This window comes from Vibrio sp. STUT-A16 (assembly GCF_026000495.1).
Lineage (GTDB): Bacteria > Pseudomonadota > Gammaproteobacteria > Enterobacterales > Vibrionaceae > Vibrio > Vibrio diabolicus.
In genome coordinates this window covers 737,085-761,898 of record NZ_AP026765.1, presented here as the reverse complement: position 1 = coordinate 761,898, position 24,814 = coordinate 737,085, and the positions used below count along the sequence as shown (strand labels likewise).

The following is a 24,814-nucleotide window of genomic DNA, read 5'->3' as shown; positions in this document are numbered from 1 at the left end:
TTGATATACTTAAGTTTTACTTCGCTTAGCCGATACAATTTAAAGTAACGACATACTCTAACAGAAATAATGCAGCAATCTGAAATTCTCTCGATCGCAGAACGACTCATTCCCGTTTACGGTTCGGATGACTTTGACTTTGTCCTTGGCCAATTGACCGAGGAAGAGCCGCCTTCGGCCAAAATCTTAGTGAAAATGGAACTTAACCGCTTGATGGCTCCGTGCAAAAAAAGCATCGATCTGCGCGGTCGCGTCCAAGGTGAATGTCGCGAGTATATTTTGGATGGTATTCCACATTGGTTAGATGACGTTGCTTTCAACGCTTACCATAAAAACATCAAAAAGTTTGGCGGCTACACTGAGGGAATGTGGGAAGCTTTGGTCAACACACGGAATAACTTTCGCGTAATGAGCAAACGTCTTACTCAACAAAAAACGCAATCGTTAACGGATCCTAAAAGCCCTTTCTTAGCGGAGCCCGTTCACCTCGGCTATGACTTAAAGCGCCAAGAAAAGCGCTTGAAAGTCCAATCTCAAGTCGAGATTTGCCGATCTAAAGGGCAACTTCTGCATGGGTTAAGCATTGACTTATCCTGCTCTGGCGCGAAGTTCAAAGTCCCAAGTGCGTTTAAATATAACCTTGGGGAGATTATTCAGGTCACGTTTACTGAGTTTGCCAGCAAATCTCAGGTTGCCGGTATAGAGAAACCGCTGGCGTACCGCATACTTGCGGTTGATGACTGTTACGAGAATGACTCAGTTCGATACCTCAGAACCATACGTTTAACTGAAACCAATGTCGTTACTCGAGTGATCGATGAAGCGCTCAACAGCGCAGCTAAAAGAGCTCGTCACGATAATCAAGATAAGATCATTCGAGCTCGAACTCGTGGTTATGAGCACATCGCACTTAAGCACACCAGCAGCTTACCTCTATTCTTTGATGGCAGTGATCTGAAACTCGCTATGTTGACGCCAAACAATCAAAAGCTTTGGCAGTACTGGCATGATGAAAGGAACCAGCAAATGTTTGGGTCCTTATTTAATGAGAAGCGAGTCGCGTCACTCATTAAACCTGGCGTTAAAGGCACCACCAATGTCCTTTATTCATTTACTCACGAGCACGAAAACCGAACCTATTTCTATTCGATGCTTCGTCCTGAGGCCACTCGTGAACAACGCCAGCTATTTTGGCATTTAGGTGCTAAACGTGAAAGTTGGCGCGCGTTTAGAATTTCGATATTTGAACTGTCAGAGCAAGAACAGGAAGACTTAGCCGCTTTCTCTCCGGAGTTGGCTGAAACGTCCCAATCATTGACTCATATTGGCATCTTGCAAGAAATTGCTGACGAAAAATCAGGGCAGGATTATCTGCTCACTGAAAAGCCGCGCTTACCCGCGAATACGTTAAATGCATTTCGCCATCCGAGAAGAATTATAGGCAACCCGAAAGGCATTTATTTTGATGCCAAGTCTCGTCGTAAAGAGCCACGTTACCGATTTAAGACCCCAATAGAACTATGTTCTGGGCCCGTCACAGCGAGCGGCAGCACCGTCGATATTTCAAAGCGAGGGCTCGGCATTAAACTGGACGAACCTACTATGTTGCGCTCTGGGCAACAGGTTCAGGTCAACTTCCGAGAGTTACAACTCTACGACAAAAAGCTGCCTTTAACGTCGGTGCCATACCGGGTAATTCGTGTTAGTCCAGATGGCTGTAGCGTACAGCTAGTTATTGATGAAAGCAGCCACACCATTAAAGTGATCGCCTTTTTCAACAGCATTATCGAGCACAATCAAGATAAGTTGATCCCGCAAAAAGAGATGCTACCGAGTAATGCGTTACTTGAAAGACTGCACAGCATGTTGCTCTCTCGAACTCTGAGCACACCCATTTTTATCAGTAAAACAGCGTCGTCTTCAATCAAAACCCCCGTTATTGGGGTGAATTTGCCGCTACCTAAGCACATTGAGCTTTTTGCCCGCCTTGGACATGATCAACTGTTGTCACTTGAACCTATCTTTAAAGGTCGAACAAGCACATTAATCGCAGAGCCGATAAAGCGTGTAGAGGGAGCTCAAGCAAGGCATCAGGATATCTACATTAGCGCAGCCAAAGTCGGCAATAAAATTACAGGCATTGAGTCTAAGCTTCATCAAGAGTTCAATAGCGTAAAAGAACGGATTCAATTTATAAAGAAAGCGCGAATGATGGGTGACTTCTACGTGATTCGCTTATCTACAGCCCCAATTTTCGATCCGATGACATCGTTGCTGCAACAAGACTTAAGTGACTTAACCCAATTTGGCGTACATCAAGCGAGCAAATTAGAAAAGGAGCTGACCGCTTTGGTCGGTTACAGTGAGTTTGAAGACATTACGGAAGAAGTTGTAATTAGGTTGGAGTTAACCGAGTAAATTTAGAGCCATACTAAGTCAACGAAAAACACCGCCAGAAAGGCGGTGTTTTTGAATGGATAAATTAAGGTTTTGCTTTCCAGCTGACCTTTTGCTGCTTCACCAGTGCACCAGATAAAATACAGAGCACACCGCCTAAGCCTGCAAAGCGAATCGCAGATTGCGCTTGAGCTTCCACTTTAGGTTTTGCGTGGTACGCAATACCTAAGCCCGCCACCGACATCATCACAAGATCGTTAGCGCCATCACCGACAGCAACCGTGTTGTGCTGCTCAATTTCGTATTCATCCGCCAACTCCACCAGGATATCTGACTTCATCTGCGCGGTAACCACATCGCCAAGTACGTTCCCCGTGAGCTTACCATTAATGATTTCCAACTGATTAGAGCGAGCAAAATCTAAATCGACTTTATCTTTGATGTAGTCCGAGAAGTAAGTAAAACCACCGGAAGCAATCGCTGTTTTCCAGCCTAGTGCTTTTAACGTTGCGATTAACGCTTCAAAGTCCGGCATAAATGGCAATTGGGAACGAACTTGTTCAAGAATTGATTCATCAGCACCTTTGAGCTTGCCTACGCGTTGACGCAAACTTTGCTCAAAATCCAGTTCACCTTGCATCGCACGTTCAGTAACTTCTGCCACCTCATCCCCGACTCCGGCCAATTTTGCGATTTCATCAATACACTCTATCTGGATTGCCGTTGAGTCCATGTCAAATACAATCAACCCTTGGGTTGAGAGATCTGGAACTTCATTAAGCGAGGCGTAATCCAAGTTGAGGCTTTGTAAGATCGTTTCGTGTTGAGGGGTCAATTCTCCTGCCATCAAGGCGACTTCATATTGGCCAACTTTCCACGTTTCTAACACGGGGTTGTAGACACCTGTGAAGAAATCAATGTCTTCAAAATGACGTGGCGAAAGGTATTCTGCAAACACTATCCAGTTTGCTTTTGCTTTATCTAGTTGGGAGGCAAATCGAGTCTCGGGTAATCGTTTTAAAAGTGTCGTATGTTTTCTGATAGGCAAGCTTTTTGACGCGTCCATGTATATAATCCCTTATGACTTTGCTAAAACGTTACCTCAACAAACTAAAAAGGCAAGTCTTTGTTTTATTTTAAATGGATGAGTAAAGAGCATGAGTGAATCCTTGTTCTCAGTAAGGAATGCCCTAAGAATTCTGGCACTAATCCTACTGTGTGTGATGTTGTTTATCACGATCAAAAACAGTGTTGTGATCAGTAAGGGCAACGAGAAAATTCAAGCACAGCAGCTTGAGACACTCACCAAAGTTTTGATTTCACAGGCGTCTCTTTCTGCCAGTGAAATGATTTTGACCAAAGATCAAGAACGCTTACTTAAGCTGACAAACCAGCTAGCACAAGACCGTTTGGTGTTTGATGCGACAATATATGATGCACAAGGCGTACGTTTAGCGTCTAGTGAAGATGCGCTATCGGTACGCGAAGTTTTAGGCTTAGACACGCCCTTGGCAACAGCTTCCATTGGCCGCCAGCAGTTGGTTGAACCAGTATTTGCCGATGAAGCACTCATCGGTTTTGTTCGCGTTACCTTTGAGACAGGTCGTGTAACCGCGATTTCTGACCACCACTATCGTAAGAGTGATCGCTACATGTACATGATGGTGCTAATGAGTTTTGTGTGCGGCATGTTATTCATTATGATTTTACGTAGACAGCCTATCCGCCGTAAAAAAGCGCAAAACCTACTGCTAACCAAATAGTCAGTCGGTAATCAACATCTAATACAAAAACAGCCCGCATTGTGCGGGCTGTTCTTTTAGTTCTTAATGTCAAGAAACTAAGATGACTCTTTGTCGCTTATTCTTCGTCGCCTAGCAATACTGAATCTAGTGCGATTAGCATCATGTCGTTGAATGTTGTTTGACGCTCATCAGAAGTTGTTTGCTCACCCGTTTTGATGTGATCTGAAACCGTACAGATTGTCAGAGCTTTTGCACCGTATTCTGCCGCTACGCCGTAAATACCTGCCGCTTCCATTTCAACACCAACAATGCCGTACTTGTCCATTACGTCGAACATTTCTGGATCTGGCGTGTAGAAAAGCTCCGCTGAAAATAGGTTACCGACTTTCACATCAATGCCACGTGCTTTTGCTGCGTCTTCTGCCGCGCGAACCATTTTGTAGTCTGCGATTGCAGCAAAGTCATGACCTTTAAAACGGATACGGTTCACTTTAGAATCCGTACACGCGCCCATGCCGATCACAACATCACGCACTTTGATGTCTTCGTTTACTGCGCCACAGCTACCAACACGGATGATTTTCTTCACGCCGAAGTCTTTAATTAGCTCCGTTGCGTAAATCGAGCATGATGGGATACCCATACCGTGGCCCATTACCGAGATCTTACGGCCTTTGTATGTGCCTGTGTAACCGAACATATTACGCACATCACACACTTGCACAACGTCTTCAAGGAAGGTTTCTGCGATGTATTTTGCACGTAGCGGGTCACCCGGCATCAGTACGACGTCTGCGAATGCACCCATTTCAGCATTGATATGTGGAGTTGCCATTTTCTTTTCCTTAACCTTTCTCTAGCGCTCCGCGCTTAAGGCGATATAAGCCAGAGTATTCTCATTTCCGACAAGCAGTACTTGCATACTGCAAACATAAAACTAGGAGCATTCAGCTCCTAGTTTTCAATATCCTAATTATAGGAAATTCTTACCGTAATCCATTGGAGAAGTACCGAAGTAGCTCGCCAATGTTTGGCCGATGTCTGCGAATGTTTCGCGGCGGCCAAGAGAGCCTGCTGGCACTTTTTGGCCGTAAACCAATACTGGGATGTGCTCACGAGTATGGTCAGTGCCTGGCCATGTAGGGTCACAGCCGTGGTCTGCTGTTAGGATAAGCACATCGTCTTCTTTCATAATCTCTAGCACTTCATTGATGCGACCATCGAAGTACTCAAGTGCCGCTGCGTAGCCCGCTACGTCACGACGGTGGCCGTAAGCTGAGTCGAAGTCGACGAAGTTAGTGAATACGATGGTGTTATCACCCGCTTCTTTGATCGCTTCTTTCGTTGCTTCAAATAGTGCTGGAATGCCTGTTGCTTTGGTTTTCTTAGTGATCCCACAACCAGCATAAATATCTGAAATCTTACCGATGGAATGAACCTGACCGCCCTTCTCATCAACTAACTTTTGTAAGATAGTCGCTGATGGTGGCTCTACAGATAGGTCACGACGGTTACCCGTACGCTCAAATTGACCTTTACCCGGGCCAATGAATGGGCGCGCGATTACACGGCCGATGTTGTAATCTTCTAGTTCTTCACGCGCAATTTGGCAAAGCTCTAGTAGACGATCCAGGCCGAATGTCTCTTCGTGACAGGCGATTTGGAATACAGAGTCCGCAGAGGTGTAGAAGATTGGCTGCCCAGTCTTCATATGCTCTTCACCCAAGTCATCAAGAACTTGAGTACCAGATGCGTGGCAGTTACCTAGGAAACCGTCAAGACCCGCGCGCTCAAGGATGCGATCCGTCAGCTCTTTAGGGAAGCTGTTTGCTTTGTCTGTGAAGTAACCCCAGTCAAACAGAACAGGAACACCTGCGATTTCCCAGTGACCAGACGGCGTATCTTTACCAGAAGAAAGCTCTGCTGCGTGACCGTACGCACCAATGATTTCTGCATCTGCGTCTAGGCCAGATGCGAAGCGACCTGTTGACTCTTTATGTGCCATTGCCAAACCTAACTTAGATAGGTTTGGAAGGCGAAGTGCGCCTTGACGTTGGTCGTTATCTGCTAAGCCTTTTTCGCATTGTTCTGCGATGTGGCCTAGTGTGTCTGAACCTACATCACCAAATTTCTCAGCGTCAGCGGTTGCACCAATACCGAATGAGTCTAGTACTAAAATAAATGCTCTTTTCATTGCTCGTTCCTTAGGCCCACTCGGCTTTTTATTATGGTTGAGTAGGCCTTGTGTAATTACTTGTTCTATTAAATATCTTCTGCACGAATTTGGCGGTAAACCTCTGGAGTTGGTGTGTACTCACCACCTACTTTGATTGCACTGCGCAGTGCTTTTGCCGCTTCTTCCCACTGCTCTTCGCTGCGAGCGTGGATAACGGCAAGAGGTTTATCGCTATCTGCAACTTCACCCAAGCGGATGAACTCGTCGAAACCTACGGCATAGTCGATTTCATCAGTAGCAACACGGCGACCACCACCCATAGCAACGACAGCCATGCCAATCGCACGCGTGTCCATTGCTGAAACAATGCCCGTTTCCGTCGCGTAAACAGGCTTGATGATTTCCGCTTTTTCTAGGTAGTTATCGTAGTTTTCTACGAAGTCTGCTGGGCCGCCAAGACCAGCAACCATCTTGCCGAAGCATGCTGCTGCTTTACCGTTGTCTAGCGCTTCCATCAACTTCGCACGTGCGTCTTCTGTGTTCTCAGCCAGTTTGCCAAGTACCAGCATTTCTGCACAAGAAGCCATGGTAACTTCAAGTAGGCGTGGGTTACGGTATTCACCCGTTAAGAAACGAACCGCTTCACGAACTTCCACAGCGTTACCCGCTGAAGACGCCAATACTTGGTTCATGTCCGTAAGAATTGCCGTAGTCTTAGTGCCAGCACCGTTTGCTACTGCAACAATAGATTTTGCCAGATCTTCAGACGCTTCGTAAGTTGGCATGAATGCACCAGAACCCACTTTTACGTCCATCACTAGCGATTCCAGACCCGCCGCTAGTTTCTTAGAAAGGATCGACGCCGTAATCAGGGAGATATTGTCTACCGTTGCGGTAATATCACGAGTCGCGTAAACACGCTTATCCGCAGGAGCAAGGTCACCAGTTTGACCGATGATCGCCACACCAGCGTCTTTGGTTACTTGACCAAAAACATCGTTGCTTGGCGTAATGTTGTAACCAGGGATAGATTCAAGCTTATCTAGCGTACCGCCTGTATGACCAAGACCGCGGCCAGAGATCATAGGTACGAAACCGCCACACGCTGCCACCATTGGGCCAAGCATTAAAGAAGTTACGTCACCCACACCGCCGGTAGAGTGTTTGTCGACAATTGGGCCACCAAAGTTCATGTGGCTCCAGTCGATAACCATGCCCGAATCACGCATTGCACACGTTAGGGCGATGCGCTCATCCATGGTCATTTCATTGAAGAAAATCGTCATAGCAAACGCCGCGATCTGACCTTCAGATACGGTGTTATTTGCTACGCCTTGAATAAAGAAGTTGATTTCGTCTGCGGTAAGTACTTCACCGTCACGTTTTTTACGAATGATTTCTTGTGGTAAATACATTAGTGCCTCCCATGCTCTCAGTAAGCCATGGTTAAGTAGGATAGAAGAGGTTTGGTAGCACCCGTTTAGGTGCTACCGTTCAGACATATTATTGGGATTAGTACGCTGCTGGATCAGCGGTTTCGTCTGTCACTTCTAATGTATTTAGTAGGTTAGTTAGCAGGCTAGACGCACCGAAACGGTAGTGACGGGCATCAACCCAATTGTCACCTAGGATTTCATCAGCCATTGCTAGGTATGCAGCTGCATCTTCAGCAGTGCGCACACCACCTGCTGGCTTGAAACCAACAGTTTCTGCAACACCCATGTCGCGAATCACTTCAAGCATCATGCGTGCGTATTCTGGTGTTGCGTTTACTGGCACTTTACCAGTTGAAGTTTTAATGAAGTCAGCACCTGCTTCAATACAGATTTGAGATGCTTTCTTGATTAGTGCTTCTTCTTTTAGTTCACCCGTTTCGATGATCACTTTAAGAAGAATGTCACCACAAGCTTCTTTACATTGCTTAACTAGTTCGAAGCCTACTTTCTCATCACCCGCCATTAGCGCGCGGTATGGGAAAACAACGTCAACTTCGTCTGCACCGTAAGCAATCGCCGCTTTTGTTTCAGCAACAGCGATTTCGATGTCGTCGTTACCGTGTGGGAAGTTCGTTACTGTTGCAATGCGAACCTCTGGCGTACCTTGCTCACGAAGTGTCTTCTTAGCAATAGGAATAAAGCGAGGGTAAATACAAATTGCAGCTGTGTTGCCTACTGCTGTTTTCGCGTCATGACATAATGAGATCACTTTTGCATCAGTGTCATCGTCATTCAACGTAGTTAGGTCCATAAGTTTAAGTGCACGTAGCGCTGCTGCTTTTAAATCGCTCATTTCTATCTCCGATCAATATTCAAAAAATTCACTACTCAGCCTTACATCACGTCTCTAACTATAATCAACAAGTCGAGACAATGTGAGTAAATGGCTAAACAGTCTATTAATGAACGGACTTGGTTCCCTGAAGACTCGGCATATACAGCGAAAATTTCATATGCCAATTGCTATCCTTGTCACCGCACAGTACCAGTTTGGCCTATGGCACAACAATCTATGATTGCGGTGTCTTTAATATCACATCACACAGCAAAACGCCTATTAGATCTGATATTGCTGGGCAAGTCATTTGCCCATCGATTATGTAATATTCATTACGTGATTAAGTATCAACCTTAACCACTATCCTGTGATTAATACATTATAGAGTTTCACCGCAAAACTGTAGCACCAAATAGAGCGCAAACGGTTTGTATCTCAAAATTTCCTAGCCCCTATTCCATCGGCTGCGTAACTCATAGACTGAGTCCGGCATCCGGTGAAATTTTAGAGCCCGAAAAACGAAAAATGCCCCGCAGCAATCTCTTGCTACAGGGCATGATGTAAAACGGCGTCTATATATTAAGAACCGATTCTAATTATAGTGCTGCAAGGCTTAAGCAGAAGCCTGCAATTGTCGCTGCCATAAGGTTAGACAACGTACCTGCAAGCACAGCTTTAACACCCATGCGAGCGATGTCACTACGACGGTTTGGTGCAAGGCTACCTAGACCACCAAGTAGAATCGCGATAGAAGAAAGGTTCGCGAAACCACATAGTGCGAATGAGATGATAGCTGTTGTCTTCTCAGACATTACTTCACCAGTTGCCGCGATTACTTGAGCGTTTTCACCTAGGTATGGTGTGAAGTTCAAGTAAGCAACGAATTCGTTCACTACGATTTTCTGACCGATGAATGAACCAGCAGTTACTGCTTCAGCCCATGGAACACCGATTAGGAATGCTAGTGGAGAGAATGCGTAACCTAGGATTAGCTCTAGCGTTAGTTCTGGCATGCCGAACCAACCACCGATGCCACCTAGCATACCGTTGATCAGCGCGATTAGACCAACGAATGCGATTAGCATTGCACCTACGTTAAGCGCAAGTTGTAGACCAGAAGCCGCACCGCCCGCTGCTGCGTCGATTACGTTTACTGGTTTGTCGTCGCCGCCGTCCATCGCTTCTTCGATACTTTCGTGAGGCTGGTCAGTCTCTGGGTGAAGGATTTTAGCGAATAGTAGACCACCTGGTGCCGCCATGAATGATGCTGCTACTAGGTACTCTAGTGGAACACCCATTGAAGCGTAGCCCGCTAGTACACCACCAGCAACAGAAGCTAGACCACCACACATTACCGCGAATAGCTCTGATTGAGTCATTTTTGGAACGAATGGACGAACAACTAGAGGTGCTTCTGTTTGACCTACGAAAATGTTTGCTGCTGCTGACATTGATTCCGCACGTGAAGTGCCCAGCGCTTTTTGTAGTGCGCCACCAAGAATCTTGATAACCCATTGCATAACGCCAATGTAGTAAAGAACCGAAATCAGTGCAGAGAAGAAGATCAGTGTAGGAAGAACACGGAATGCGAAGATGAAACCGCCGCCGCCGAATACTTCGAACATCTTGTCAGAAACAAGACCACCGAACAGGAATGATGAACCATCGTTACCGTAGTTGATAACGTTAGAAACACCTGAAGAGAAACCGTTTAGTAGATCACGGCCCCAAGGTACATACAGAACAAATGCACCTAATGCGAATTGGATAGCGAATGCGCCACCCACAGTTCTTAGATTGATAGCTTTACGGTTATTAGAAAATGCAAATGCAATCGCAAGAAGCACTACCATACCGATTAGGCTCATAAACAGGCTCATAGTTTATGACTTCCTTATAAGTTATTTATTGGCGTGTTACAAAATGGAGCTATAAAGCGGGAGCAATTATACTCATGCAGAATCAATTAAAGTAATGCCAGCCTCACACTTTCCTATAAGATTCATGATTGATTCAGCCAGCTTTGTGAGTTAATTCACAATAAGCAGGAAAACGTTTTCTATTTCAAACCACATCTTTAGATTTTATTCACATATCGAGAAAGCAAAATTGCTATTTTTCCATAACTGAGAGGCAATCGATTGCTTTGGACCGTTATGCAACTCTACGAGCTCATTAAAGACGTGAATGAGTTTGGCTGGGTGATTCGACTCCCCTTGATATCCAAGTATAGGCATATCCGGTGCATCTGTTTCGATCACGAGATGTTTGAGTGGTAATTTTTGAATTGCGTCGCGCGTTTTCTTCGCTCTTGGGTAGGTGATGGTTCCTCCTACACCGATAAAAAAACCTAATTTGACCCACTCCATTGCTTGCTGATAACTCCCAGAGAAAGCATGTAGCACACCGCCCCGAGGGAGCTTCGCCGCTTTAACCATTTGAACAAGGCGATTGTGCGCTTTTCGGCTATGTAAAATAACTGGGAGTTCGAAGCATCTAGCCAGTTCAAATTGAACTTCAAGTGTCTTTTCTTGCAACTGTGGGTCAACATCAATGGCAAAATCTAGCCCACACTCTCCTATTGCCACGCATTGGGGAGCATTTTGTTTTAGATAATGTTCCAATTCAGCAAAGTGCTGCTCGACGTTATCTTCAAGAAAATACGGATGAAACCCAAGGGCGTAATACAAATTGGCATGTTGATCTGCCAAGGTTTGAATACGAGCCCAGTTTTGAGGTCCCACTGAAGGAATCAGAATTCTTGTTACGCCTTGCGTTTGAGCTAGCTGAAGTTGATGTGCAAAGTCACCTTGGAATACATCAAAGTCAAAGTGACAATGGGTATCAAAGAGCTTCATCTTGAGACTTTTTATCTGTACCGACAAACTGAGAATCAGAAAATAGCAGAGCTTCACTGTTCTCTTCATTTTGATGGGCAGGATCTTTTCGATACGGAACGCAGCTGCGTTTTTGATCGGGGGTTAGCCCCATCTCCTTGCACCAGTCGTCGTAACGCTTCAATCCTCGTTTAAACCAGTTCATATCTCATCCTTATAAAAAACGCCCTTGGCTAAGTTTATAGCCAAGGGCGTTTTAAAATCTAGTTTGCGTTAAAGCTTACCCAAACCGCTTTTTGATTAGTGCTCACGCGTCGCACGGAAATCAATATCAGGGAAACGCTCTTTCGCCAAGTTTAAGTTAACCATTGTTGGTGCAATATACGTTAGGTTATCACCACCATCCAATGCTAAGTTTGCTTGGTTCTTACGTTGGAACTCATCCAGTTTCTTCGCATCATCACACTCAACCCAACGCGCAGTTGCAACGTTGATGCCTTCATAAATCGCTTCAACGTTATATTCAGACTTCAAACGAGCCACAACAACATCGAACTGAAGTACACCAACAGCACCAACGATCAGATCGTTGTTTTGTAGTGGACGGAATACCTGTACCGCACCTTCTTCTGATAGTTGCACCAAGCCTTTTAGTAGCTGTTTCTGCTTTAGTGGATCTTTCAGGCGAATACGACGGAACAGTTCTGGGGCGAAGTTCGGAATACCAGAGAACTTCAATGACTCACCTTGAGTAAAGGTATCACCAATCTGGATAGTACCGTGGTTATGCAGACCAATGATGTCACCCGCGTAAGCGTGTTCTGCACGTGAACGGTCACCAGCCATAAAGGTTACTGCATCAGAGATACTCACCTGCTTGCCAAGACGAACGTGGTTCATCTTCATACCCTGCGTGTAAGTACCCGATACAATACGCATGAATGCGATACGGTCACGGTGTTTCGGGTCCATGTTTGCTTGGATCTTGAATACGAAACCAGAGAACTTCTCTTCTGTCGCTTCAACTTCACGCTCAACCGCTTGACGCGTTTTCGGTGCTGGTGCCCACTCTGTTAGACCGTCTAGCATGTGGTCTACACCGAAGTTACCTAATGCGGTACCGAAGTAAACTGGCGTCAGGTCACCTGTTAAGAACATTTCCAAATCAAACTCAGGGCAAGCACCCATAACAAGCTCAAGCTCTTCTCGAACACTTTCCGCAAGGCCTGCACCGACTTTTTCATCAAGCTCTGGGTTATCTAGACCTTTGATGATTCGAACTTCTTGAATCTCATGACCGTGACCAGATTCGTATAAAATCGTTTCATCACGGTGAATGTGGTACACACCTTTAAATTCTTTACCACAGCCGATTGGCCACGTGATAGGCGCACACATCATGCCCAATTCGTTTTCTACTTCGTCCAATACTTCCATTGGATCACGAACGTCACGGTCAAGTTTGTTCATGAAGGTCACGATTGGCGTATCGCGTAGACGGGTTACTTCCATCAGCTTCCGAGTACGATCCTCGACACCTTTCGCTGCATCGATAACCATCAAACACGAGTCGACTGCCGTTAGAGTACGATATGTATCTTCCGAGAAGTCTTCGTGTCCAGGAGTATCAAGTAGGTTTACCAGGCAATCATTGTAAGGGAACTGCATCACAGACGTGGTTACCGAGATACCACGTTCCTTTTCCATTTCCATCCAGTCTGATTTTGCGTGCTGTGCATTACCACGACCTTTAACCGTACCTGCTTTTTGAATCGCGTTTCCGAATAAAAGGACTTTTTCAGTAATGGTGGTTTTACCCGCATCCGGGTGAGAAATAATAGCGAACGTTCTACGTTTAGACACTTCGCTTAGAAAAGGTGTATTTGACATGAAACTGGTCTTCTTTGATGTCTGAATGCTTGCTCGAAAAGCAAACACGCTTTTTAGATTCAATATTGCGCGGTATTCTCGCTTATTATTGCCTCAGGGGCAACTGATCGCTTTAGGGGCGACTTCCCTTATGGGATGCGTTGACGTTAGTGAAAGAAGAGATAACTCATGATAATCGCATCTTCTTTTCCCGTGCCAGTTTTCGCAGGGTAATAGTTATGACGTCGATCAACTTCATTGAATCCAGCTTGTTCATAAATATAAATAGCAGGCTTATTACTCTCTCGCACCTCAAGCCAAGCACTCTCCGCTTTTGATTGCTCACAATGTTCTAAGAACGCATCCAAAAGTTTTTGACCATAGCCTTTACCCTGAAGATGCGGCGCGATAGCAATATTCAGCAACGTAACTTCACCGACAATATTCTGCGCATAGAAGTAGCCAATCACCATCTCGCCATCGAGCATCACATGATGACATGCTCCACGGCTGGATAAATCACGTACCAAAGACTCTGCCCACGGATGCGAGTGTGCTTGCTGCTCAATTTGCCAAACTTGATCTAAGTGCTCAGCGCACATTGGTAAGATTTTAGTTGTCATTATTTACCTAGGGGTTCATGTGCAATACCAATTGCAGTAAAACGGGGATTAATGCTTATTTGCTCGAATTGTTGTAAGAACAAATCTGTTGCCAAAGTGCACGTTTTTGTTGGATATTCCCATCCACATCTTGCAACAATGGCGATGTCAGCGGTTTAGTGTCAGGCAATACTTCGGCTTCACACCCAGCAAACCAAACCCACTCAAGCTCGTGCTGGCCAAGTAATGGAAATCGCTCTGGCTCAATATGTAACGCTTGGTCAAGCGTTAACTTCATACTCTTTAGGATGTTTTCAAACAAAACCGCCGTCTCATTCTCTGGACATACCGGAGAGATCAACAGGAGTTTGCAAGAACTTTGCAAATCGATTTTTGGCGATTGGTAACCTGCCAATCTATCTGGGTGTACCAGCTCCCATGTGCTGATGCCCATTTCGTGTAAATACTGTTTCTCGTTAATTGACATTTTCCGTCACCTATTTGAACGAGGGCAATCCTAACAAATAATCGTGATTATACCTAAAGGACTTCAAGGAACACCTCAATACATTGGAATGATTGAACTGTTCTGCCTATGACAATGGCCACACCGTAGGTATAACATATGAGGTACATTATGAAATTCTTACCTACACTGCTGCTTTACGCACTGGTAGCCACCACCAGCATGAGTGTTTTTGCTAATAGCAGCGATGAGTGGGAGCTGATTGCAACAAAAACCGTCAAATTCCAAACAGAAACGGATACCGTGACACCAAATAGCCTATTCCGAAATCGCAGCTTCAGTAAAATTAAACTGAAATGTGTGCAGGGCACGGTAGACATTAACGACTTAAAAGTCGTGATGACGGACGGTAGTGAGAAAAAGCTAACCTCTATGGGTGTGCTAACAAGTGGATTATCGACTCGTGCATGGAGCCTTCCTGGCTCAAAAGAAGCAAAGCTAAAACAGATTGAAATGAATTACAGCAGTTGGGGCAGCAGAAAACTCAATGTTTTAGGGCTAAGTAAGAAAGCAAAAATAGAGGTTTGGGGTAAGAAGAAAAGTGACCAGTCGTCTTAATCTCCCTATCTCAGTTTTCAATGAACTAAGAAAGAAGCCCACTGAGTTAGTGGGCTTCTTTCATTTACAGTTCAGAGAACTCTGGCGCGTAATCTATGCGTCCGGAGAGTCCGGCACATTGACCTTCGACCAACTCTGCGATACGAAATGCACCTTTAGGAACATCCCAAGCGCATTCGAATCCCATCTCGTCGCATGATTGAAAGCCCTGGCGCGCGTAATAATCAGGATCGCCCAACACCACACACACTGGATAGCCAAAATCACGCAGTGAATCAAAACCTTCTTTGATCAACTCTGCAGCGATGCCTTGGCGACGGTAATCTTCATGAACAGCCAATGGCGCCAGCCCTTGCCACGACAAATCTTCACCATTTAAAGTCACTGGGCTAAATAAAGCATGGCCTATCACCTCTCCCTCATCTGTACACGCGACTAAGGAAAGTGTGAATTTGCTATTTTCGCGCAAACGCATCACAAGCTTAGCTTCAGCTTCCGTCGGGAAGGCGTGTTTCAATAAGCGGTCAATGGTAAGAATGTCCGCAGGGGCTTCAGTTCGAATAAGCATTCGCTACTCCGGTTGGTTGTGCAGGCGCTTGAACTCCTTTCTGAACAAAATCAGCCAATTGATTCAAAGCGACTTGCATTGCTTTCGGTAACTGCTCTAAGTCGACACTGTCCATTAAGTTTTTCACTTCTAAGCCAAGCTCAGTATCGCCTTCAATTGAAAGGCGACGTTGGAAGAACAGTGTGTCAGGGTCTTCTTTACGACCAGCAATCAGTACTAGGTCGTTTAGATTACCACTAAAACTCACATCTTCCTGAACTGGTTTTTCAGCTACCACTAATTTTTCGTCTTGATAGCTGATGTACCATGCTAAGTTCAAGTCTTTAATCGCAACTTTTAACCACTTGTCTTCAAGGAACTCAAAGTCACCATCTTCCAAGGCTTCTTTAAACACCATTTTTAGCCCTTCCAGCAATGCTTTTTGCTGAACTGGCTGTGGTAATAACTGGACTGGAGAACGCAAAATGTTAGCTGCGTTCTTTACTAGTTGACTGCGAATCTTGTTTAACACGTTCATTATCCGTTACTTTGTCATTAGGTTGCCTATATTAAGCAATCGTGGCAATGAGATTACTGTTATGTATCAATAAAGTGCTTATTTTAGATTGGTGGATTATTGTTCACTAACGCTTCTTTTTTTGAAGTTACGTGTATTATTGATGCGAACAGGTGGATAAACACTTTTACAACCGTATTTTCAAAGTTATAGTTATCTGAGCGTATCCATGTGATTGTCGACTGTAAAGTTAAAACCGCGAGCCCTTTAATGGCAAGCGATACTGTGACTTGATAGTAGACCGCCGCAGGCTTATCAGGGTGTCGCTTTTTATACACGGACGAATAATCTGGCTCATTGGAGATCGGTAATACCCTAATGCCTTCCCAGCAATTAAAACATTGGTTTGCCACGCTAACCTCAAATAGCCCTTTCTTCTTTGCCATTCTTGATAAAAAACACAATTATCGAATGGTAAGTGACCGTTACTGCGATATCGCAGGTTTAAGTCATGAGGAAATCATCGGCTTAAACGATTGCCAGGTACTGGGTGAGCAGTTTTATAAAAAGCTGGCCCCTTACTATCAGCGTGCATTCAAAGGAACGCATGTCGAAGCCGAAATCACCCTCGATGAAACCGACCTTGAAACCAGCCTGCACTTTAGTCTGTCACCGGTTTTTGAAGGTAACGAAATTCGCTTTGTCGTTTTTCACGCCGTGGATACTTCAGAAAAGCAGATCCTCGTACGCTCCTTAGAGGAGTCCGAAAGTAAGTTTGCGAAATTAACACAACTACTGCCTGACGGTCTGCTGCTTATCGAAGATGACATTATCATTTCTGCCAACCCTGCATCAGCACGCCTCCTGGGACTGAACTCTCCCCATGAATTGCTAGGCGAGGAGCTCAGCCGTTTATTCATCGATGAAAACAGCAAGAAAGTGTTTAGTCATCGTTTGAGTACATTAATTTCTGACAAGCCTTTTGTTTGCTTAACCAGCGCGAGATGTGGCTTTGAACGAAAAGTTCAGTTACACGCTGATTCCACGGCGATATTAGGCAGCGAGTCTCAAATCATCCTGATCCAAGACGCTGACGATACACCCAAGAATTTGTCTTCTGCATCGAATGAAGACATACATATTGATTCGCTCACCAAACTCTACAACCGCTTTGGCTTCACCAAACGTTTGGAACAGCTGATCAAAAAGCAAACGCCGCTTCTGGTGTTCTATTTGGATATCGATAACTTCAAAAACATTAATGACTCACTTGGTCACCACATTGGCGATAAAGTGATTCAAGAGGTATCGGCCCGTCTTAAACGATTACTGCCAAATCAAGCGATTATTGGTCATTTGGGTGGCGATGAGTTTGGCGTCATTCTGCCAGAACCAGAAAATACCCGCATGGCTGAAATTTTGTCAGATCGCATTATCTCGTTGATCAACCAGCCTTTCGACTTGCACCACTTCAGTAAACGCCTTGCGTGCTCAATTGGTAGCGTTCGTTACCCTGAAGACGGGCAAGATGCGCGAATCCTGCTACAAAATGCCGATACTGCGATGTATGAGGCCAAAGATCGTGGCCGAAATCGCCTGATCAAATTTAACGACCAGATGAACAAAGAAGCGCGCATGCGTTTGTGGCTTGAAATCGAACTGCAAAAAGCATTGCAGCAGAACGGTTTAGAAGTGTGGTATCAACCAAAGGTTAACGCGCGTGACTTCAGCATTAACGGTGCCGAAGCGCTCGTTCGTTGGAAACACCCTGTCGAAGGTTACATTAGCCCAGGTTCATTCATTCCTGTCGCCGAGCGTGCAGGGTTAATCGAACACCTTGGACGCGTCGTGATGCGTGATGTTTTCAATACGGTAAAACGTTGGAAACAACAAGGCATACTGCCAGGTCGTGTCGCTATCAACCTCTCTCCCGAGCAATTTGGTAATCCACAGCTGATCGACTTTATGGAAAAGTTGCTTCGCACTACCGAGCTTGATCCAAGCTGTATTACCTTCGAGCTAACCGAAAGTGCCGTGATGAGTGATAGCGAACATACACTGCAAATGCTGAATGCGATTAAGAAACTGGGCTTCGCCCTCTCTATCGATGACTTTGGTACCGGTTACTCTTCCCTTTCCTACTTAGCGCGCTTCCCTATCGACGAGCTGAAAATCGACCGTGCGTTTATTAACGATATCGACACGCTACCCAAACAGGTCACTGTGATTGAAAACATCATTAATCTGGGTAAGTCACTCGACTTGACGGTCGTTGCCGAGGGGGTGGAAACCCACCAGCAAGCTACTTTGCTCTCTAACCTTCAATGTAATGCGATTCAAGGATTCCATTTTTATCGCCCACAGCCAAAACATGAAATTGAAGAGCTGTTTGTCCAGAATCGTCGTCACAAGAACTAACCCCGACTCGATACCCTTACTCTCAAGGGGTAAATATCGACTTTATTGAGCTAAACCTAACTTAGGTCAATTTCGCTATTCATAATTCTTCATAAAATGCGGACACCTTTTTATTCTCAATGATTGTGAGCATATGGAACTCTTGTGTCCCGCGGGTAACCTGCCTGCGTTAAAAACTGCGATTGATTGCGGTGCCGATGCCGTCTACATTGGCTTCAAAGATGATACCAACGCCCGTCACTTTGCTGGCCTCAACTTTAACGGCAAAAAGTTAGAAAAAGCGGTGCAATACGTTCACGACCGCGACAAAAAAATTCATGTCGCGTTGAATACCTTCGCTCATCCCAATGGCTTTGAGCGCTGGACGAACGCGGTAGACAATGCAGCGGCATTGGGTGTGGACGCGCTGATTGTTGCAGACATTGCAGTGCTGGAGTATGCAGCTCGCAAATATCCCGATCTGGAACTACATCTTTCAGTGCAAGCATCAGCGACCAACATCGCAGCCATTGATTTTTATAAACAGAACTTCAACGTAAAACGTGTGGTGCTGCCTCGCGTCTTATCGATTCATCAGGTGAAGCAGCTTTCGCGCAACATCACTAGCGATGTCGAGCTCGAAGTCTTTGCTTTTGGTAGCCTTTGTATTATGTCCGAAGGCCGTTGTTATTTGTCATCATACATGACGGGTGAGTCCCCAAACACTGTGGGTGCCTGTTCTCCTGCCAAATACGTTCGTTGGCAAGAAACTGAACAAGGTCTTGAGTCTCGTCTGAACAACATCCTAATTGACCGCTACTGCGCAGGAGAAAACGCAGGCTACCCTACGCTCTGTAAAGGTCGTTTTGAAACAGAAATTGATGGTGAGAAAAAACGCTATCATGCTCTGGAAGAGCCAACCAGTTTGAACACCCTTTCGATGCTGCCAGAACTATTTGCCGCTAATGTCGCGTCTGTAAAAATTGAAGGGCGCCAACGCAGCCCAGCTTACGTAGAGCAAGTCACTCGAACATGGCGAGCCGCGATTGATCACTACCAAGCCAACCCAGAAGCTTACCAAGTTGAAGCCGCATGGGATGCGACGCTCGCAAATGTGTCGGAAGGAACGCAAACCACCCTAGGTGCTTACCACCGTAAATGGCAGTAGAGGTTAAGATGGATAACTCAATGAAATACGCACTTGGCCCACTACTCTATTTTTGGCCAAAACAAGATGTAGAAGCCTTCTACCAACAAGCAAAACAAAGCTCTGCAGACATTATTTACCTGGGTGAATCGGTTTGCTCTAAACGCAGAGAAATGAAATCAGCCCACTGGTTGGAAATCGCTAAAGACTTATCTGCCTCTGGCAAGCAAGTCGTTATCTCTACGATGGCGCTACTGGAAGCACCGAGTGAAGTAAACATCATGAAGAAGTACATCAATAACGGTGACTTCGCCATTGAGGCTAATGACGTATCGGCGGTTCAATTAGCATCAGAGCATAAAGTGCCTTTCGTCGTTGGCCCTGCAATCAATACTTATAACGCACACACGCTCAACTTATTTTTGAAGCAAGGTATGATGCGTTGGTGCATGCCTGTCGAGCTCTCTCGCGAATGGTTAAACGATACTTTAGTTCAGTGTGACGAGCTGGGTATTCGTAACAAGTTTGAAGTTGAGGTATTTAGCCACGGTTATTTACCTTTAGCGTATTCCGCTCGCTGTTTCACAGCCCGAGCTGAAAACCGAGCGAAAGACGATTGCGAAACCTGCTGTATCAAATACCCTACGGGAATCCAGGTCAGTAGCCAAGAAGGGCAAGAAGTCTTTAACCTTAACGGCATTCAAACGCAATCAGGGTATTGTTATAACCTGATCAATGACTTACCAAGTATGCAAGGGCTGGTTGATGTGGTCCGATTAAGCCCTCTCGGTGTGAGTACACTTTCTGAGTTAGAGCATTTTCGCTCAAACGAGCACGGCGACAACCCTGAAAAACTTGAAAGCCGCCAATGCAATGGCTATTGGCATCAACTAGCTGGCTTAGAAGTAAAAAACATTTAGCTCCCCAAAAAAAGAAAAGCGAGGCCCAACCTCGCTTTTCTCTATCAGCCATTGTTAACAGGCTTGCACTGTTGGCTCAGCCGAAGTTTCGTTTAGCAGCTTTTTCACGTCCCGCCACAACATACTGACCACAACTAAACTCAGCGCAATATTGGACAATGGGAAAGCCAGCCAAATGCCTGTCACGCCAAACAGTTTCGGCATAACGAATAAAAACGGCAGTTGAACCAACATGTTGCCTAGTGTCACAAACATGGCTTTGCTGCCTTTGTTTACCGATTGGTAGTACGCAGCCGCCACGACTAAAAAGCCATCTAGGAACAACGCAAACATGTGTAAACGAATCCCGATCACCGTGCTATCAATCAACTGCTGATCAGCATTGTTAAACACCGAGACCAACTCGTACGGGAAAAGGTTCATCAAACCCACAAACGCTACACCACCAAGCACAGATGTCCCCATTGCGACTTGCAGTAATTTTCTGACGTTCGCCTGGTTGCGCGCCCCGTGGTTGAAGCTCACTAGAGGTTGCATACCGTTCGCTATTCCCTCTGCAATCAGATAGTAAACCGTCACGATATATCCCAAAATAGCATACGCCCCGATCAACATTGCACTTCCGTACTGAGCAAATAATGCGTTGTGCATTGCCACCATCACAGAGCCGTACGCGTACATAAAGAAGCTAGATGTACCGATCATTATAATCTTTGGTGCAACATCGACTTGAACCTTAAAGTCACTGATTCGAAGGCGTAAGGTCGCTTTTGAAGTAAAGAAGTAACCGATACCAAGCACGGTTACCACCAATTGTGCCAGCGCTGTAGCAATGGCCGCTCCGGTTAACTCCCACCCCAACCAAGCAATAAATACGTAGTCTAATACAATATTAATGACGGCACCGATGACCATCAGCATCGTTGCTAAGTTCGGGCTGTCGTCATTGCGTAAAAGAAATGGAACCGCGATAGAGCCTAGCGTAAATACGCACGCGACAATCAGAATATGCAGATATTGCAGCGCGAGTTCAAACACTCGCCCTTCCGCCCCCTGCCAGCGAATAAATTCATCTGAAAAATAGAACAATATGGTAGCAACGACCGGCATCAATATCGCTAACAACCCCAATCCGGTCGTTAAAATACGCTTCGCACCCTCATGATCGTTTTCTCCTTGCTTAATCGACGTTAGCGCACCAGTCCCCACCCCAATCATCATCCCTATACCGAGGATAGAACCGATGATCGGCCACGCAACATTGATCCCTGCTAATCCGTCAGCACCAACATAACGGCCAATAAAAATGCCATCAACTATTTGATATGAAAAGTAATCACATAAAAAAATTTGTTAGTTGGGTGGGTGAGTGGGTGAGTAAGCCCGTATTAGTTAGGGTTTAAATAAGAAGTCTCCTACTACCCCCCCAAAAAAGCCAACTAACAAAAAAAATTTTGTTAGTTCTCTATTCTTTGCTTCTCTCTTTACCTCATCCCTGTCTGTAAATATTGTATACCAGAAGTATTGGCACTTTCTGTTAGTGTTATTCTAGTACGACATTGGCACATGAATGTGCCAACACCATAAGTAAGTTTACTATTTCTGTTAGTTATCAATTAAACTGATTGAGCCATTACTGAGTGCAAGCACTCATTCGCTAGGCATCAATAACTTTCCTTGACAGCTTTTCTACTTCATCAATCAACAAACTAGATAAACTTACCTGTCTTTTATTAACTGCTGTTTCTGTAGTGATTGCTTCTCTCAATACCTTTTCACTGCCCAAAAAATACAGAGACTTTTCTGCTCTAGTAATTGCAGTGTAAACCCAAGAGTTATCCATAACTCGACTTCTAAAAAGTGGAACTATCACCTGTTCGAACTGACTTCCTTGAGCCTTATGTAACGTAATAGCATAAGCCAACTCCAAGTCATCAATATGATTATAAGTAACGTCAATTACAGCACCCGTATCTGTTTCGACCTTTACTATTGCTTTAACAAGATCATGATTACAGACCTCAATAATCTTACCTAAAGTGCCATTCTGAATATCAAGCTTGTAGTCATTTTTCGTAAAGATGACAGGATCATTAAGACGCAACCCAACATCCTCAAACTCACCATCAAATAAAAGAAACACCTTCTTACCGTATGGATTTTTAATTGCTTGGCAATGCTCATTGATTTCACGAGTCAACTTTCTGGTCGGAGTGATAATCTGACAATTTCCTCCCAATTCTAAATACAGCTCGACTGCTGAATCTACTAAGGAATCATAAGGTGTGCTCTTAAAGCTGATATTCTTAAAGGATAGGTTTTCAGGAATGATTTTTTTTCGGACTTGGTTTGAGTAAAAAGGAATTCCAGAAGATTCCTTTTGTCGCTGCACTACATCCAGCTTCACCGTACTAACAACATCACTTCGAACAATTTCGCTCAAGACCAACCCTGAACCAATCGGTGCTAACTGAGCGTCATCTCCAACAAATATAATTCTCGTAGATGGAGGTATCTTCATTATGAGACGGTACAAGCTAAGGATATCGACCATTGAAGTTTCATCGATAATTAAAAGTGTCGGCTTATCTGACTCAAATTCACTTTCATCAAGCATCGCTAACCTATGAATTGTATAAGTTGGCATATGAATCGATTCACTTAGCCTTTTCGTTGCTCGACCTGAAAGAGCTGTAGCAAATATTTTAAATCCAGAGTACCGATAAGCATCAACAATTGCTTTAAGAACTGTTGTTTTACCTGTGCCTGCACCGCCAGTAATGCAAAGCACTTTAGTCTCTAAGCTTCTTACTACTGCTTCCTCTTGCTTATAAGAGAGAGGGAAAGGTATGCCTTCTAAGGCTTTTCGGTGTGATTCATCAAATACGGTCAACCATTCATGTTTCTGAGATAACTTAGCAAGTCGCTTTGCTATGACTTTCTCCATAATGTAAGTACCAGTATTATGAATTCTTTCACTATTGGGATCGTAGTAGACAGCCAAAGAACTATGGGCATTAATAATAGCTTCTTCGGCTAAATCTTCATCGTTTGCAAGACTAGCGATCCGACTAAATAATATCGAAACATCAGCTACAGTATGTCCTTCAGAGCAATAGTCTCTCATCGCAGACTCAACCATTGCATTAAGCCTTCTCAGATCATCCTCTTCAATATCAAAGTACATCTGTGCAATATTGTCTGTTTCTTCAAATGACAGACCAAAATGCTGTAGTAAATAAGGGTTTTCTTTTACTTGCTCGACTGAGTTCGCTTTGTGGTATCTAAAAAGCCTTGCTTGAACTCGTGGTGGTATTTTCTTCTCAGCAAACCATGATGCGTAACGTAGGTTTTCGTATTTTCTATATCCAGCGATCAAAGCCTCAGCCGAATCTACGGTTAAAACCTTTTTTAGTGACGTTATATCTTTCTGAGAGAGGATTTCGAAAACTGTTCCACCAAAGGTATCAAAAAGCAACCTAGCCTTAGCCTCACCAATACCAACGAAATCTTTTTCTTTAGAGATAAAACCAATAAACTCTTCAGCAGTTTCAGGCAAGACAATTTTGATCTTGTACGGTTCAACAAAGCTCACTTCTGTCATTTCATACCCAGAGTCATCTTTGATTCGAACTTCAGGCTTACCTAGCAGTTCATAGATTTGTCCGACTCTCGGCTCCACCTCAAACTTACTTTCCGAGCAATAAATGGCAGCATATGATCTCGCTGATACTTTATTAGAGCGGTGACTACCTCTAACAAAAACACCATAGAACATATACTTATTGTCTCGGAGTGGGAATGCACTAGTAACACGCACATAGAATCTCAGATTTTCTTTCGATGACATCAAAGCACTCCCAATTCAGCAATAACCTCTTCTAACTCTTGATATCGCTCTAACTTTGCCTTAAGGACTAGAATTTCTTGCTGCGCTCGACTCAGTTGAGTTTCTAGTCTTTGAACTTCAGTAAAGCGTTTATTTCTTTTCGGGGTTGAAGCGATTTCTTGATCTGGTTTTGAAGTGACCGCTATAGGCAGTATTCCAATGCCTCTAAGAGAGTTTTCGAACTTTTCCAAATCTTTCACGATAACATCATTTTGGGTTAGAGCTGATTTGCCAATACCTGCGGCTTTAGCTACTTTAGTTCGATTTAACTTGCCACGATATACCATGCTTATTAGCATCGATTTGATTTCACGATTTAATTCCAATTCCTTATTATCCAGTAGCCCCTCATCAACAGAAGAAATCCACGCTCGAAACTTATCAATATTTTCTTCTTTCAATCCGTTAGACAT

General features: G+C 44.6%; 21 protein-coding genes and 1 pseudogene. 6 read left to right on the top strand and 16 right to left on the bottom strand.

Features of this window, described 5'->3' with window-relative positions; genetic code table 11:
* Positions 1 to 69 precede the first annotated feature (69 nt).
* A complete protein-coding gene (locus tag OO778_RS03625; RefSeq protein ID WP_264910679.1) occupies positions 70 to 2,418 on the top strand; it encodes a PilZ domain-containing protein in 2,349 nt (782 codons plus the stop codon).
* A 64-nt stretch (positions 2,419 to 2,482) separates the two neighbouring features.
* Here OO778_RS03625 and serB read toward each other — a convergent pair whose 3' ends face one another.
* A complete protein-coding gene (gene serB, locus OO778_RS03620; RefSeq protein WP_006742382.1) occupies positions 2,483 to 3,463 on the bottom strand; it encodes a phosphoserine phosphatase in 981 nt (326 codons plus the stop codon).
* 91 nt (positions 3,464 to 3,554) lie between these two features.
* Here serB and OO778_RS03615 point away from each other — a divergent pair, with 91 nt between their 5' ends.
* Complete coding sequence (locus OO778_RS03615) at positions 3,555 to 4,160, top strand: YtjB family periplasmic protein (protein ID WP_041852892.1); 606 nt, start codon at positions 3,555 to 3,557, stop codon at positions 4,158 to 4,160.
* Positions 4,161 to 4,257: 97 nt separating this feature from the next.
* Here OO778_RS03615 and deoD read toward each other — a convergent pair whose 3' ends face one another.
* From deoD to OO778_RS03565, 10 genes are all read right to left on the bottom strand, one after another.
* The gene (deoD, locus tag OO778_RS03610) at positions 4,258 to 4,977 is read right to left on the bottom strand and encodes a purine-nucleoside phosphorylase (RefSeq protein ID WP_006742381.1); all 720 of its coding nucleotides are present in this window, start codon (positions 4,975 to 4,977) and stop codon (positions 4,258 to 4,260) included.
* A gap of 138 nt (positions 4,978 to 5,115) precedes the next feature.
* Positions 5,116 to 6,336 (bottom strand): phosphopentomutase, encoded by a 1,221-nt coding sequence (locus OO778_RS03605; protein WP_145473523.1) that lies wholly within the window; start codon positions 6,334 to 6,336, stop codon positions 5,116 to 5,118.
* Between the two features lie 68 nt (positions 6,337 to 6,404).
* Complete coding sequence (deoA, locus tag OO778_RS03600) at positions 6,405 to 7,733, bottom strand: thymidine phosphorylase (protein WP_257889821.1); 1,329 nt, start codon at positions 7,731 to 7,733, stop codon at positions 6,405 to 6,407.
* A gap of 97 nt (positions 7,734 to 7,830) precedes the next feature.
* Complete coding sequence (gene deoC / locus OO778_RS03595; RefSeq protein WP_053809241.1) at positions 7,831 to 8,607, bottom strand: deoxyribose-phosphate aldolase; 777 nt, start codon at positions 8,605 to 8,607, stop codon at positions 7,831 to 7,833.
* Positions 8,608 to 9,188: 581 nt separating this feature from the next.
* Positions 9,189 to 10,472, bottom strand: coding sequence for a NupC/NupG family nucleoside CNT transporter (locus OO778_RS03590; protein ID WP_047008943.1), 1,284 nt, complete (start codon positions 10,470 to 10,472; stop codon positions 9,189 to 9,191).
* 204 nt (positions 10,473 to 10,676) lie between these two features.
* Positions 10,677 to 11,450, bottom strand: coding sequence for a TatD family hydrolase (locus OO778_RS03585; protein ID WP_139060313.1), 774 nt, complete (start codon positions 11,448 to 11,450; stop codon positions 10,677 to 10,679).
* Entirely contained in the window at positions 11,437 to 11,634 is a 198-nt protein-coding gene (locus OO778_RS03580) for a DUF5363 family protein (protein ID WP_046875042.1), read from the bottom strand. The genes OO778_RS03585 and OO778_RS03580 overlap by 14 nt, the downstream gene beginning before the upstream one ends.
* Positions 11,635 to 11,729: 95 nt before the next feature.
* Entirely contained in the window at positions 11,730 to 13,319 is a 1,590-nt protein-coding gene (prfC, locus tag OO778_RS03575) for a peptide chain release factor 3 (protein WP_012841453.1), read from the bottom strand.
* A gap of 146 nt (positions 13,320 to 13,465) precedes the next feature.
* Entirely contained in the window at positions 13,466 to 13,921 is a 456-nt protein-coding gene (rimI, locus tag OO778_RS03570) for a ribosomal protein S18-alanine N-acetyltransferase (protein ID WP_005394641.1), read from the bottom strand.
* Between the two features lie 55 nt (positions 13,922 to 13,976).
* Positions 13,977 to 14,387: a DNA polymerase III subunit psi gene (locus tag OO778_RS03565; protein ID WP_145473521.1), complete on the bottom strand. Its 411-nt coding sequence runs from the start codon at positions 14,385 to 14,387 to the stop codon at positions 13,977 to 13,979.
* 150 nt (positions 14,388 to 14,537) lie between these two features.
* Between OO778_RS03565 and OO778_RS03560 the strand changes: the two genes are divergently transcribed.
* On the top strand, positions 14,538 to 14,984 hold the full coding sequence (locus OO778_RS03560) for a hypothetical protein (RefSeq protein ID WP_145473520.1): 447 nt from the start codon (positions 14,538 to 14,540) through the stop codon (positions 14,982 to 14,984).
* Between the two features lie 64 nt (positions 14,985 to 15,048).
* Here OO778_RS03560 and OO778_RS03555 read toward each other — a convergent pair whose 3' ends face one another.
* Both OO778_RS03555 and OO778_RS03550 read right to left on the bottom strand, forming a co-directional pair.
* Positions 15,049 to 15,552, bottom strand: coding sequence for an N-acetyltransferase (locus tag OO778_RS03555; RefSeq protein WP_104970909.1), 504 nt, complete (start codon positions 15,550 to 15,552; stop codon positions 15,049 to 15,051).
* The gene (locus tag OO778_RS03550; RefSeq protein WP_046875127.1) at positions 15,536 to 16,063 is read right to left on the bottom strand and encodes an SCP2 domain-containing protein; all 528 of its coding nucleotides are present in this window, start codon (positions 16,061 to 16,063) and stop codon (positions 15,536 to 15,538) included. The genes OO778_RS03555 and OO778_RS03550 overlap by 17 nt, the downstream gene beginning before the upstream one ends.
* Before the next feature lie 363 nt (positions 16,064 to 16,426).
* On the opposite strand from OO778_RS03550, the gene OO778_RS03545 reads away from it, so the two are divergent.
* The 3 genes from OO778_RS03545 (at position 16,427) to OO778_RS03535 (ending at position 20,512) form a co-directional block, all read left to right on the top strand.
* Positions 16,427 to 18,466, top strand: a complete 2,040-nt coding sequence (locus OO778_RS03545) for a bifunctional diguanylate cyclase/phosphodiesterase (protein ID WP_047008947.1) — start codon at positions 16,427 to 16,429, stop codon at positions 18,464 to 18,466.
* Between the two features lie 133 nt (positions 18,467 to 18,599).
* Complete coding sequence (locus tag OO778_RS03540) at positions 18,600 to 19,613, top strand: peptidase U32 family protein (protein WP_258677226.1); 1,014 nt, start codon at positions 18,600 to 18,602, stop codon at positions 19,611 to 19,613.
* A gap of 20 nt (positions 19,614 to 19,633) precedes the next feature.
* Positions 19,634 to 20,512: a U32 family peptidase gene (locus OO778_RS03535; protein WP_053809267.1), complete on the top strand. Its 879-nt coding sequence runs from the start codon at positions 19,634 to 19,636 to the stop codon at positions 20,510 to 20,512.
* 54 nt (positions 20,513 to 20,566) lie between these two features.
* On the opposite strand, the pseudogene OO778_RS03530 reads toward OO778_RS03535, so the two are convergent.
* From OO778_RS03530 to OO778_RS03520, 3 genes and pseudogenes are all read right to left on the bottom strand, one after another.
* Positions 20,567 to 21,838, bottom strand: a pseudogene (locus OO778_RS03530) (MATE family efflux transporter); the annotation flags it as partial.
* A 331-nt stretch (positions 21,839 to 22,169) separates the two neighbouring features.
* Positions 22,170 to 24,362 carry an AAA family ATPase gene (locus OO778_RS03525; RefSeq protein ID WP_065274797.1) on the bottom strand — a complete coding sequence of 731 codons (2,193 nt, stop codon included), beginning with the start codon at positions 24,360 to 24,362 and terminating at the stop codon, positions 22,170 to 22,172.
* Positions 24,362 to 24,814 carry a VPA1267 family protein gene (locus OO778_RS03520; protein WP_065274798.1) on the bottom strand — a complete coding sequence of 151 codons (453 nt, stop codon included), beginning with the start codon at positions 24,812 to 24,814 and terminating at the stop codon, positions 24,362 to 24,364. The genes OO778_RS03525 and OO778_RS03520 overlap by 1 nt, the downstream gene beginning before the upstream one ends.

Excerpts from the sequence above, each read along its gene's own strand:
- OO778_RS03555 (WP_104970909.1), bottom strand. The coding sequence starts at position 15,552 with ATGCTTATTCGAACTGAAGCCCCTGCGGACATTCTTACCATTGACCGC.
- OO778_RS03615 (WP_041852892.1), top strand. The coding sequence starts at position 3,555 with ATGAGTGAATCCTTGTTCTCAGTAAGGAATGCCCTAAGAATTCTGGCA.
- OO778_RS03590 (WP_047008943.1), bottom strand. The coding sequence starts at position 10,472 with ATGAGCCTGTTTATGAGCCTAATCGGTATGGTAGTGCTTCTTGCGATT.
- OO778_RS03545 (WP_047008947.1), top strand. The coding sequence starts at position 16,427 with ATGCCTTCCCAGCAATTAAAACATTGGTTTGCCACGCTAACCTCAAAT.
- OO778_RS03535 (WP_053809267.1), top strand. The coding sequence starts at position 19,634 with ATGAAATACGCACTTGGCCCACTACTCTATTTTTGGCCAAAACAAGAT.
- deoD (WP_006742381.1), bottom strand. The coding sequence starts at position 4,977 with ATGGCAACTCCACATATCAATGCTGAAATGGGTGCATTCGCAGACGTC.
- rimI (WP_005394641.1), bottom strand. The coding sequence starts at position 13,921 with ATGACAACTAAAATCTTACCAATGTGCGCTGAGCACTTAGATCAAGTT.
- serB (WP_006742382.1), bottom strand. The coding sequence starts at position 3,463 with ATGGACGCGTCAAAAAGCTTGCCTATCAGAAAACATACGACACTTTTA.
- deoC (WP_053809241.1), bottom strand. The coding sequence starts at position 8,607 with ATGAGCGATTTAAAAGCAGCAGCGCTACGTGCACTTAAACTTATGGAC.
- OO778_RS03520 (WP_065274798.1), bottom strand. The coding sequence starts at position 24,814 with ATGTCTAACGGATTGAAAGAAGAAAATATTGATAAGTTTCGAGCGTGG.
- OO778_RS03540 (WP_258677226.1), top strand. The coding sequence starts at position 18,600 with ATGGAACTCTTGTGTCCCGCGGGTAACCTGCCTGCGTTAAAAACTGCG.
- OO778_RS03580 (WP_046875042.1), bottom strand. The coding sequence starts at position 11,634 with ATGAACTGGTTTAAACGAGGATTGAAGCGTTACGACGACTGGTGCAAG.
- deoA (WP_257889821.1), bottom strand. The coding sequence starts at position 7,733 with ATGTATTTACCACAAGAAATCATTCGTAAAAAACGTGACGGTGAAGTA.
- OO778_RS03585 (WP_139060313.1), bottom strand. The coding sequence starts at position 11,450 with ATGAAGCTCTTTGATACCCATTGTCACTTTGACTTTGATGTATTCCAA.
- OO778_RS03625 (WP_264910679.1), top strand. The coding sequence starts at position 70 with ATGCAGCAATCTGAAATTCTCTCGATCGCAGAACGACTCATTCCCGTT.
- prfC (WP_012841453.1), bottom strand. The coding sequence starts at position 13,319 with ATGTCAAATACACCTTTTCTAAGCGAAGTGTCTAAACGTAGAACGTTC.
- OO778_RS03565 (WP_145473521.1), bottom strand. The coding sequence starts at position 14,387 with ATGTCAATTAACGAGAAACAGTATTTACACGAAATGGGCATCAGCACA.
- OO778_RS03605 (WP_145473523.1), bottom strand. The coding sequence starts at position 6,336 with ATGAAAAGAGCATTTATTTTAGTACTAGACTCATTCGGTATTGGTGCA.
- OO778_RS03560 (WP_145473520.1), top strand. The coding sequence starts at position 14,538 with ATGAAATTCTTACCTACACTGCTGCTTTACGCACTGGTAGCCACCACC.
- OO778_RS03525 (WP_065274797.1), bottom strand. The coding sequence starts at position 24,362 with ATGTCATCGAAAGAAAATCTGAGATTCTATGTGCGTGTTACTAGTGCA.